The organism is Burkholderia sp. Ac-20349, assembly GCF_017104865.1.
GTDB lineage: Bacteria > Pseudomonadota > Gammaproteobacteria > Burkholderiales > Burkholderiaceae > Burkholderia > Burkholderia aenigmatica.
Window position 1 is genome coordinate 57,572 of the sequence record NZ_JAAGPM010000026.1, and the last position, 10,366, is coordinate 67,937.

General features: G+C 67.0%; 11 protein-coding genes and 1 pseudogene. 5 read left to right on the plus strand and 7 right to left on the minus strand.

What is annotated here, in order from left to right:
• The first annotated feature begins 26 nt into the window (after nucleotides 1-26).
• The 3 genes from G3N61_RS12105 to G3N61_RS12115 all read left to right on the plus strand — a co-directional run bounded on the left by G3N61_RS12105 (nucleotide 27) and on the right by G3N61_RS12115 (nucleotide 1,986).
• On the plus strand, nucleotides 27-911 hold the full coding sequence (locus G3N61_RS12105) for an NAD(P)-dependent oxidoreductase (protein WP_205822495.1): 885 nt from the start codon (nucleotides 27-29) through the stop codon (nucleotides 909-911).
• Nucleotides 912-962: 51 nt separating this feature from the next.
• On the plus strand, nucleotides 963-1,436 hold the full coding sequence (locus G3N61_RS12110) for an NUDIX hydrolase (protein WP_205822496.1): 474 nt from the start codon (nucleotides 963-965) through the stop codon (nucleotides 1,434-1,436).
• Nucleotides 1,437-1,536: 100 nt separating this feature from the next.
• Entirely contained in the window at nucleotides 1,537-1,986 is a 450-nt protein-coding gene (locus tag G3N61_RS12115; RefSeq protein ID WP_205822497.1) for an acetyltransferase, read from the plus strand.
• A 142-nt stretch (nucleotides 1,987-2,128) separates the two neighbouring features.
• Here the strand turns inward: G3N61_RS12115 and G3N61_RS12120 are convergent, their stop codons facing one another.
• Nucleotides 2,129-2,683: a TetR/AcrR family transcriptional regulator gene (locus G3N61_RS12120; RefSeq protein ID WP_089451016.1), complete on the minus strand. Its 555-nt coding sequence runs from the start codon at nucleotides 2,681-2,683 to the stop codon at nucleotides 2,129-2,131.
• 96 nt (nucleotides 2,684-2,779) lie between these two features.
• Here G3N61_RS12120 and G3N61_RS12125 point away from each other — a divergent pair, with 96 nt between their 5' ends.
• Nucleotides 2,780-3,445, plus strand: a complete 666-nt coding sequence (locus tag G3N61_RS12125; RefSeq protein WP_205822498.1) for a DJ-1/PfpI family protein — start codon at nucleotides 2,780-2,782, stop codon at nucleotides 3,443-3,445.
• Between the two features lie 200 nt (nucleotides 3,446-3,645).
• Entirely contained in the window at nucleotides 3,646-4,263 is a 618-nt protein-coding gene (locus G3N61_RS12130; RefSeq protein WP_089450826.1) for a 3'-5' exonuclease, read from the plus strand.
• Nucleotides 4,264-4,515: 252 nt separating this feature from the next.
• Here the strand turns inward: G3N61_RS12130 and guaA are convergent, their stop codons facing one another.
• From guaA to G3N61_RS12160, 6 genes and pseudogenes are all read right to left on the minus strand, one after another.
• Nucleotides 4,516-6,135 carry a glutamine-hydrolyzing GMP synthase gene (gene guaA, locus G3N61_RS12135; protein ID WP_043190896.1) on the minus strand — a complete coding sequence of 540 codons (1,620 nt, stop codon included), beginning with the start codon at nucleotides 6,133-6,135 and terminating at the stop codon, nucleotides 4,516-4,518.
• A gap of 116 nt (nucleotides 6,136-6,251) precedes the next feature.
• Nucleotides 6,252-6,857, minus strand: a complete 606-nt coding sequence (locus G3N61_RS12140) for a hypothetical protein (RefSeq protein WP_205822499.1) — start codon at nucleotides 6,855-6,857, stop codon at nucleotides 6,252-6,254.
• A 6-nt stretch (nucleotides 6,858-6,863) separates the two neighbouring features.
• Nucleotides 6,864-8,324, minus strand: coding sequence for an IMP dehydrogenase (guaB, locus tag G3N61_RS12145; RefSeq protein WP_043190890.1), 1,461 nt, complete (start codon nucleotides 8,322-8,324; stop codon nucleotides 6,864-6,866).
• Between the two features lie 276 nt (nucleotides 8,325-8,600).
• Nucleotides 8,601-9,407 (minus strand): DUF2182 domain-containing protein, encoded by an 807-nt coding sequence (locus G3N61_RS12150; protein ID WP_241017704.1) that lies wholly within the window; start codon nucleotides 9,405-9,407, stop codon nucleotides 8,601-8,603.
• A gap of 28 nt (nucleotides 9,408-9,435) precedes the next feature.
• A complete protein-coding gene (locus tag G3N61_RS12155) occupies nucleotides 9,436-10,200 on the minus strand; it encodes a DUF899 domain-containing protein (protein WP_089450829.1) in 765 nt (254 codons plus the stop codon).
• Between the two features lie 40 nt (nucleotides 10,201-10,240).
• Nucleotides 10,241-10,366, minus strand: a pseudogene (locus tag G3N61_RS12160) (HlyD family efflux transporter periplasmic adaptor subunit); the annotation flags it as partial.

Genomic DNA, 10,366 nt, shown 5'->3' on the forward strand with positions numbered 1-10,366 from the left:
TCTCCACTCACAGCGGGAGTCAGGACATGCAAACGGCAGTCGGATTCATCGGCCTCGGCGTGATGGGCACGCCGATGGCGCTCAATCTCGCGCGGGCCGGCACGCCGCTCGTCGCATGGAGCCGCTCCCACGGCAGCGACGACGCGCTGCGCGACGCCGGCGCACGCATCGCCGAGCACGCCGACGACGTGTTCGCAGCCTGCCGCACCGTGATCCTGATGCTCGCGAACGACACCGCGATCGACACCGTCCTCGGGCGCGGCACGCCCGACTTCAGTCGTCGCGTCGGCGACCACGTGATCGTGAACATGGGCACCACGTCGCCGGAATACGCGCGCGCGCTGGCCGACGAGATCGCGGCCGCGTCGGGCCGCTACGTCGAGGCACCCGTGTCGGGGTCGCGCAAGCCGGCCGAAGCAGGCCAGCTCGTCGTGATGCTGGCCGGTGCGCCGGACGACGTCGACGCGGTTCGCCCGCTCGTGAAGCCGCTATGCCGCGACAGCTTCATCTGCGGCGAGGTGCCGTCGGCGCTGACCATGAAGCTCGCCGTCAACCTGTTCCTGATCACGATGGTCACCGGCCTGATCGAAGCCACGCATTTCGCGCAGCGCCACGGCATCGATCTCGCCCGCTTCGCCGACGTGCTGAATGCCGGCCCGATGGCGAGCGACGTGTCGCGCGTGAAGATCGGCAAACTCGTCGCGGCGGATTTCTCCGTACAGGCCGCGATCACCGACGTGCTGAAGAATGCGCGCCTCGTCGCCGAGTCGGCGCGCAGCATCGGCATCGCGTCGCCGCTGCTCGATATCTGCCACGCGCTTTACGGCGAGACCGAACAGGCCGGGCATGGGTCCGCCGACATGGTCGCCGTGATCCGCGCGATCGAGCAGCGTACCGAGGACGGGCGATAAATCGTCGCCTGACGTCGCTCACCTGCCCACGCTTCGACGCATAGAACCATCATGTCCGATTCGTCACCCGCGCCGATCGTGCGCCCCGTTCCCGCCGTGATCGGCGTTGTCCTCCGCGAACGCGACGTGCTGATGGTTCGCCGCGCCAATCCACCCGATGCCGGCTGCTGGGGGTTTCCCGGCGGCAAGATCGAAGCGGGCGAAACCGTCACGCGCGCCACCGTGCGCGAGATCGCCGAAGAAACCGCGATCGACGTCGAAGCGCTGGACGTGTTCACCGCACTGGATGCGTTCGATCACGATGCCAATGGCGGCCCGCGCCAGCATTACGTGTTGGTCGCCGTGTTGTGCAAGTGGCTGCGCGGCATGCCCGTTGCGGGTGACGACGCACTCGAAGCGCGCTGGTTCGATCTCGCCGAACTCGATCGTGACGATCTGCCGATGAGTGCGGGCGTGCGGGACGTGGCGCGGCGGGCGGTGGAACGGGCGGCAGCCCTGGCCGAAACGCGTCGCGCCCCAACCTGACATAATGCTTACTTTTCGAGTCGCCCTGCAGTCAGCCCGATCGGGACCCTGACGGCGCCGGCCACCTGCCTGCATCGCGACCAAAACAACAAATCAAATCATGATCAGAATCCGCCAATCCACCCCGGCCGATGGCCCACGCGTGCTCGATATCTGGCGCGGCGCGGTCGATGCCACGCATCACTTCCTGAGCGACGACGACCGTCGCGCGATCGAATCCGAAGTCGTCGCGTTCCTGCCCGGTGCACCGCTCGATCTCGCCGTCGACGATACCGACCGTGCGATCGGCTTCATGCTGCTCGACGGCAGTCACATGGAAGCGCTGTTCATCGATCCTGCTCATCATGGCGCGGGGATCGGACGCCTGCTCGTGGAGGACGCACTCAGGCGCCATCCCGACCTGTCGACCGACGTCAACGAACAGAACGAACAGGCGGCGGGATTCTATGAACGGCTCGGCTTCGAGCGCACCGGACGATCGGCGCTCGATGGACAGGGTCGCGCTTATCCGTTGATTCACCTGCGTTATCGCGGGGGCGATCAAGCCTGAGCGGTATCACGCAAGCGCATGGCATCTGCTTGCGGCTTCGCGTCGTGCGCTTTCGTCGACGACCCACCCGCGCATCCGAGCGCGCTCGATGCCGCGATACCCATGACATCCCTGCTTCACTGGTATCGCGCGCATCGCACCGTTACGCGCGTCCCCGCGCAAGCCTGTTTCCCACGGCCGCAAACGCGCGCTGCATGAAGCCGTTGAACCACTCGGCATCGCGCCGCAGCCCGGCCTGCTGGCCGCCGATCAGGCAGAGATGCGCGAGTTGCCCCACGATCTCGGCTTCACCCGGCATGCGGGCCCAGCGGCGGGACGTCTCGACCGCGAATGCCAGGCGCGTCGCATCGACGCGCTGCTGGAATTCCGCCACCAGCGGATCGTGCAGCGCCCACGCGCGAATCGCGATTTCACGGCCGGGCCGCTTCTCCGCGGCGATGTGCAGGTAGCGCGTCAGCGTGTCGCCCGCGCTGCGGCCGTCTGCCGCATACGCGAGCATGCGTGCCGTGTAGTCGCTCTCCCACGCGGTCAGCAAGGTCCTGACGAAATCCTCGCGATTGCGGAAGTGGTGATAGAACGATCCGCGGGTCACGTTCAGCCGTCGCGCGAGGCTTTCGGCCGAAATGCCCGCATACCCTTCCCCGTCGAGGGCGTCGAAGCCCGCTGCAATCCAGTCGTTTCGCGTCAGTGTGCTCATCGTCATCGCCATACAGGCTGTGTATGGTGCGGCATGGACAGATAGGCTGCGAACTCTATCACGGCCGCCGCCGCTTCCGGCAGCCCGCCACTACGCATGGAGTCCACCTTGAAAGACATCGCTCTCGTCGCATTCGACCGGTTCACCGACGTCGACCTGTTCCTGATGTGGGACATTCTCGGCCGCAACAACCGCGACTGGCGCGTCCGGATCCTGGGAGCGCAGCCGGTGCTGCATTCCGCACATGGTCTGGCCATCCCGACGCACGGCCCGCTTGCCGATGCCAATCACGCCGACGCGGTGCTCTTTTCGAGCGGCAAGGAAGGCGTACCGGCCGCACTGGCCCATCCCGACTTCCTGCCGTCGTTCGATCTCGATCCCGAGCGCCAGCTGGTCGGATCGATCTGCGGCGGGGCCTTCATTCTCGAGCGGCTCGGGCTGCTGCCGGAGCGTCGCGCCACGACGCATCCTGACGCGCGCAAGGGTTTGCAGGCACTCGGGCTGGACGTGCTGAACCAGCCGCTGGTATGCCACGGCAACGTCGCGACCGCGGGCGGATGCCTGGCGTCGGTCTATCTGACGGGATGGCTGGTGGAATCGATGTTCGACGCGGACAAGCGCCGCGAGACGCTGCTGCCTGTGCTGCCTGCCGGGCAACGGGAGATTTACGAAGATCTGATCGAGTTCAGCATCAGGCAGGGTGCGGGACAAACCACGGGCCCGATCCGGATGGTTGAAGGCGAAAACGGTCTGGCCGCATGACGCGCGGACCAATGGGCTGCCGATAGTCGGCGGCCGACACCCTGTTGCATCGCCGTGCGTCCCGCAGCGCCAATGGCGGATCGGGTCGGCGCTCGCCGCAAGGATGGTCGTTTCCCGCGCTGAACGAACCTGTCGCGGGTCTGGAGATGCTAACCTCTCGGCCACTCCAACGACACCGCGTGAAGCAACAGGATTCGACCATGCAAACCGTCGCAGTACTGGACTTCGAAACAACCGGACTTTCGCCGAATATGGGCGACCGTGCGACCGAAATCGCCGTCATCCTGCTCCGGGACGGACAAGTCGTCGACCGTTTCCAGAGCCTGATGAATGCAGGCAGACGCATACCGTCCGATGTCGTCGCGCTGACCGGCATCACGAACGAGATGATTGCATCGGCGCCCCCGGCATCGAAAGTCATGAAGGAAGCCGCAGCGTTCGTCGGCCAGCATGCGGTCGTCGCGCACAATGCCGGCTTCGACAAACGGTTCTGGCAGGCGGAACTCGGGCTGCTCGGCATGTCGGCCGAGCATGCCTTTGCATGCACGATGCTCGTGGCGAGACGTATCTACCCGGATGCCCAAAGTCACCGCCTGTCGAGTCTGGTGGATATGCTGCGGTTGCCCAAATCGGGCCGCGCCCACCGGGCGATGGTCGATGCCGAGATGGCCGGTCACCTGTGGTGCCGGTTGCAGCACGACATTGCGCGGACTTACGGGCTGAACCGCATCGATCACGCGCTCATGGCGCGTGTCCAGGCAACGGCCAAGGCGAAAGTGCCGACGTACCTGCGTTCGCTCGTGGGCTCGCACGCGTGAGAATCGATCGGCTGACGCGAGCGATCGCCATCGGGCGCACAACGGATTGCCGCGTCACGAATGACGCACGCCGTTTCGTGACTCAGGCGACGCGTTAACGAAAAACGGCTTGGCAATCGCCAAGCCGTTTCTTGTCCCGGTCCGTGCCGGGACAGCGAACACGCTGAACCCGCCATCCGCTCACGCCCTATCGCGCCATCAACCGATGCGCAACGACGAGAGCGGAATCGAACGCTGATTCAGCACGAACGCTTATTCCCACTCGATCGTCGCCGGCGGCTTGCCCGAGATGTCGTACACGACACGGTTGATCCCGCGCACTTCGTTGATGATCCGGTTCGACGCGCGGCCGAGCAGCGCGTACGGCAGATGCGCCCAGTGTGCGGTCATGAAGTCGGTCGTCTGCACCGCGCGCAGCGACGTCACGTAGTCGTACGTGCGGCCATCGCCCATCACGCCCACCGACTTGACCGGCAGGAACACCGCGAACGCCTGGCTCGTCAGGTCGTACCAGCTCTTGCCGACATCGGCTTCGCCGCACAGCCCGGCAGCCGCATCGTGCGCGGTCGCGGTCGTGTTGCGCAGTTCCTCGATGAAGATCGCGTCCGCGCGGCGCAGCAGGTCTGCAAACTCGCGCTTCACTTCGCCGAGGATCCGCACGCCGAGGCCCGGGCCCGGGAACGGATGGCGGTACACCATCTCCGGCGGCAGGCCGAGCGCGACGCCCAGCTCGCGCACTTCGTCCTTGAACAGGTCGCGCAGCGGCTCGAGCAGCTTCAGGCCGAGCGTTTCCGGCAGGCCGCCGACGTTGTGGTGGCTCTTGATCGTCGTCGCCTTCTTGGTCTTCGTACCGCCCGATTCGACCACGTCCGGATAGATCGTGCCCTGCGCGAGCCACTTCGCCTTCGACAGCTTCTTCGCCTCGGCCTGGAACACCTCGACGAACTCGCGGCCGATGATCTTGCGCTTCGCTTCCGGATCGGTCACGCCGGCCAGGTGGCCGAGGAACTGATCGGCCGCGTCGACGTGCACGACCTTCGCGTGCAGGCGGCCCTCGAACATGTCGAGCACCATCTTGCCTTCGTTCAGGCGCAGCAGGCCGTGGTCGACGAACACGCAGGTGAGCTGATCGCCGATCGCGCGATGGATCAGCGCGGCCGCCACGCTCGAATCGACCCCACCCGACAGGCCGAGAATCACTTCCTCGTCACCGACCTGCTCGCGGATCTTCGCGACGGCTTCCTCGATGTGGTTTTTCATGATCCAGTCGGGCTTCGCGCCGGCGATCTGCAGCACGAAGCGCTCGATGATCTGGCGGCCCTTCAGCGTGTGCGTGACTTCCGGGTGGAACTGCACCGCGTAGTAGCCGCGTGCCTCGTCGGCCATGCCGGCGATCGGGCAGCTCGGCGTCGACGCCATCAGCGCGAAGCCCGGCGGCAACTCGGCGACCTTGTCGCCGTGGCTCATCCAGACCTTCAGCATGCCGTGGCCTTCGTCGGTCTTGAAATCCTCGATGCCGTCGAGCAGGCGCGTATGGCCGTGCGCACGCATTTCCGCGTAGCCGAATTCGCGGTGGTCGCTCCACTCGACCTTACCGCCGAGCTGCACGGCCATCGTCTGCATGCCGTAGCAGATGCCGAGCACCGGCACGCCGAGATCCCACACGGCCTGCGGCGCGCGCAGCTGATGGTCTTCGTACGTGCTCGCGTGGCTGCCCGACAGGATCACCGCCTTCGGCGCGAACTCGCGGACGAAGTCGTCGGACACATCGTTCGGATGGATTTCGCAGTAGACGTGCGCTTCGCGCACGCGTCGCGCAATCAGTTGGGTGACTTGCGAACCGAAGTCGAGAATCAGGATTTTGTCGTGCATGGCTGCGGACGGGATGAAGAGAATAAGAAAAGCAGCGCATCATTTACATCATGCGCTGCGTCAATAGCATGGACAGCGGCGTCGGGCGGAAGGCAGCACGCGCGACGCATGGCCGGTCAATCCTGCATCGGCGGGCGTTCGTCGAGTGCGACGCCGCCTGACGATTGACTGGAGCCGGATGAAGCCGGTGACGATGCGGCGGATGCCGCAGGACGGCTGACGACGGGTTCGACACGCTGCGGCGCGGACGACGACGCGGGCGCCATCGCCGGCTCGGCCGGACGCTGCGCCGGCGCACGCGCGTCGAGCGCCTGCGCTTTCTCGCGCCGGCGCACGGCCGATGCGAGCCGCACGCCGCCGAGACCGAGCACGATCAGCACGACACCGGCCACGGCCGACAGCACCCGGCCGGCGGCAGCCAGCGCGGGACCGCTGCCGGTGCCGATCGACCAGACGATCGTCAGCACGCCGGTCAGCCAGTACACGTGGCCGACCGACCGCGCGACGGGCGCGGTGAGATCCCCGTTGAACGCTGCATGAAACGCGAGCCACGCGAGCCCGAGCAACGCGATGCCGAACGCCTGGCCGAGCATCGCCGGCTGGACGCTCGCCAGCTGCAGCGCGTTGAACAGCGACTGCCAGGGCGTCAGCACGAACAGCACGCCGAACGCCAGCAGCAACACGGCATCGACGATCAACACGGCTCGCAGCAGCGGTTTCATCGGCAATCAGTCCACGTGGTAGTTCGGCGCTTCCTTCGTGATCTGCACGTCGTGCACGTGCGACTCGCGCATGCCCGCCGCGGTGATCTGGACGAATTCAGCCTTGTCGTGCAGCTCGTCGATCGTCTTGCAGCCGCAGTAGCCCATGCTGGCACGCACGCCGCCGACCAGCTGGAACAGGATCGCGTTGACCGAACCCTTGTACGCGACACGGCCTTCGATGCCTTCCGGCACGAGCTTGTCGATGTTTGCCGAGTTGTCCTGGAAGTAGCGGTCTGCCGCGCCGTCCTTCATCGCGCCGACGGAACCCATGCCGCGGTACGACTTGTACTGGCGGCCCTGGTACAGGAACACGTCGCCCGGCGCCTCTTCGGTGCCCGCGAACATGCTGCCCATCATCACCGCGTTCGCGCCGGCCGCGAGGGCCTTCGACACGTCGCCCGAGAAGCGCACGCCGCCGTCGGCGATGCACGGCACGCCCGTGCCCTTCAGCGCTTCCGCGACATTCGCGATCGCGCTGATCTGCGGCACGCCGACACCGGCGACGATCCGCGTCGTGCAGATCGAGCCCGGGCCGATACCGACCTTGACTGCATCCGCGCCGTATTCGACGAGCGCCTTCGCGGCGGCAGCCGTCGCGATGTTGCCGCCGATCACTTCGACGTGCGGGAAGTTCTGCTTGACCCAGCGCACGCGCTCGAGCACGCCCTTGCTGTGGCCGTGTGCGGTATCGACGACGATCACGTCGACGCCGGCCTGCACCAGCAGCTCGACGCGCTCTTCGTTGTCGGGACCGACGCCGACCGCCGCGCCTGCGCGCAGCTTGCCGTGTTCGTCCTTGCACGCATCCGGGTGCTCGGTCTGCTTCGTGATGTCCTTGACGGTCATCAGGCCGCGCAGTTCGAACGCGTCGTTGACGACCAGCACGCGCTCGAGGCGGTGGCTGTGCATCAGCGCCTTCGCTTCGGCGAGCGGCGTGCCTTCCTTGACCGTGACGAGGCGCTCGCGCGGCGTCATGATCGACTTGACCGGCTCATCGAGGCGGGTTTCGAAACGCAGGTCGCGGTTCGTGACGATGCCGACGAGCAGCGGGCCTTCGACGACCGGGAAGCCCGAGATGCCATGCTGGCGCGACAGCGCGATCACGTCGCGCACCTTCATTTGCGGCGGCACCGTGATCGGATCGCGGACGACGCCCGATTCGAAACGCTTGACCTTCGCGACCTCGCGGGCCTGTTCGGCCGGCGTCAGGTTCTTGTGGACGATACCGACGCCACCCTGCTGTGCCATCGCGATCGCGAGGCGACCTTCGGTGACCGTGTCCATGGCGGCGGACACGAGCGGCATGTTCAGGGAGATGTTGCGGGTCAGCTTGGTCTTGAGGCTGGTGTCGCGCGGGAGAACGTCGGAGAAGGCGGGAACGAGGAGCACGTCATCGAAAGTGAGTGCTTTTTGGATCAGACGCATGGCAAATCCTATGGGCGCAAAAGCGAATTATACGCGAAGCGCTGCGAATTTTCACAACACGAACAACGGCTTAGCCGCTTTCCTCCGTTCGGGGGCCGAATCGTTCGGTTCGCCGTTCGGTTCGTTTTCGATCGCCTTTCGTTTCACCGCCACATCGCGCCATTCGCGCAACGGGCCGCGACACCGCACGTGCGCCCGTCGCGACCGCGCTGCACGGCGGTAGCGGCCGCGGTCGAGCGCCGCGCGGCGACGGCCAAAGTGGCTCGCGCCGCGGCCTCACAGGAGCCCGGCCGCGCGCACGATCATCGCGATGCCTGCCCCGATCGCGCCCCAGCCGACGATCTGCGCGACGCGCTCGCCAGCCGGCACCAGGCGCTCGGCGGCCATCGCGATTGTCACGACGGCCATCACGCGCAGATCCATCGCGCCGGCTGCCAGCGCGACCGCCATCAGGTTCCCGCAACAGGCGCCGCAACGCATCGCGGCTCGCACGCCGTGCCGCCAGGCGGCGTCCGTGCCCTCCCGCGACAGGCCTGCGTGCGCCGCCGCGTGACGGCAGCAGGCCAGCCGGTGCGCCTTCCACGCCGAAAGCTGCCACATCCCCGCACCGGACACGATCGCACCGGCCGCGAACGGCATCGCACGGGCGAGCGCCGGCAGTCGGACAGCGGCGGCGGTCAGCGCGGCGCCGGCAGGAAACACAAGCGCCCCAAGCGCCATCCATACCGCGAAATATCCCGCGCCGGCTACAACGACCAGCCAGGTCGAACGCGCCGCGGCCAACGGAGCCACGCTCTGCCGGTATCGCCAGAGCACCGGCGCCAGCACGGGCAGCATCATCGCCACCGTCATCGTGCCCCACATGCCGGCGAACGCCGCGAACGTGCGGCCGGCGCCCCATCCGCACGGCCGCTGCCATGCCGCCGAGGACATCCAGCCGCCGGACACCGGTGCGCCCCCCATCGCGGCCATCGACGCGTGCTGCGCGACGGTCGCGATCGCGGCGACGGCGAACACGGCCACCAACGCCGCCCCGAAGGCCCGCGGATCGGGGCCCGCATCGCCGGCCGCCCGCCGTGTCATCGCCCGCCTCCACCCGTCGCCGGCGCGCTCAGCCGTGTGCGTACTCGTCATGACGGCGCCACCACGGGCCGGTCTCGTTGCGCCCGCGCGGCGCGCGATCGAGCCACTGGTACATCCCCCACAGCCCGTCGAGCCCGCGCGCGTAGGTCGAATACGTGTGATAGACCGCGCCGTCCTCGCGCACGAACGCGCTCATCCCCGGCCGGTCGAGCGAATACGTGACCGCATCGGTGCCGCAGGTCGCCGCGAACTCCACGACAGGTGCCGGCGGCGGATCCATGTCCATTGCGTGGCCGGCCCGCGCGTAGTTGTACTCGACGTCGCCCGCGCGCTGCTGCGTTTCGGTGAACGACACATTGAAGTCGAAGTTGAAATCGCTGCCGACCGACGACGCCCACGGGAAGCTCCACCCCATCCGCTGCCGGTAAGCGAGCAGCTTCGCGAGCGGCGCGCGCGACACGGCCGCGAGCGTCACGTCGTGGTTCGCCAGGTGCACGGCAAAGCCATCGAAACCGTCGGCAATCGACGAACACGACGGGCAACCAGCCTTGTAATCGGGGCCGAACATGAAGTGATAGACGAGCAGTTGCGACCGGCCGCGAAACAGGTCGTCGAGCGTTGCCTGCCCGTCTTCGGTGTCGAACCGGTAGGTCTTGTCGACGCGCACCCACGGCAGTGCCTGGCGCCGCCGTGCGAGTTCGTCGCTTTGCCGGGTCAGCGCCTTTTCCGCGTCGAGCAGCGCGCGGCGCTCGGCCAGCCATTCGTCGCGTGTTCCGGTGAGATGGGTCGTCATTGCGGGTGCCTCCTTCCGATGGGTTTCCAGGCACGGCGTCCGGCTGCCCGATGCGCATGTGGCGAATCTGCCCTTCCTTGAAATTCGCCTCGATCCACAGCTGATTGAGCTGCACGATCGACATCAGCGGCACGCCGGGCCCGACCTGCTGGCCGACCTGCACCGA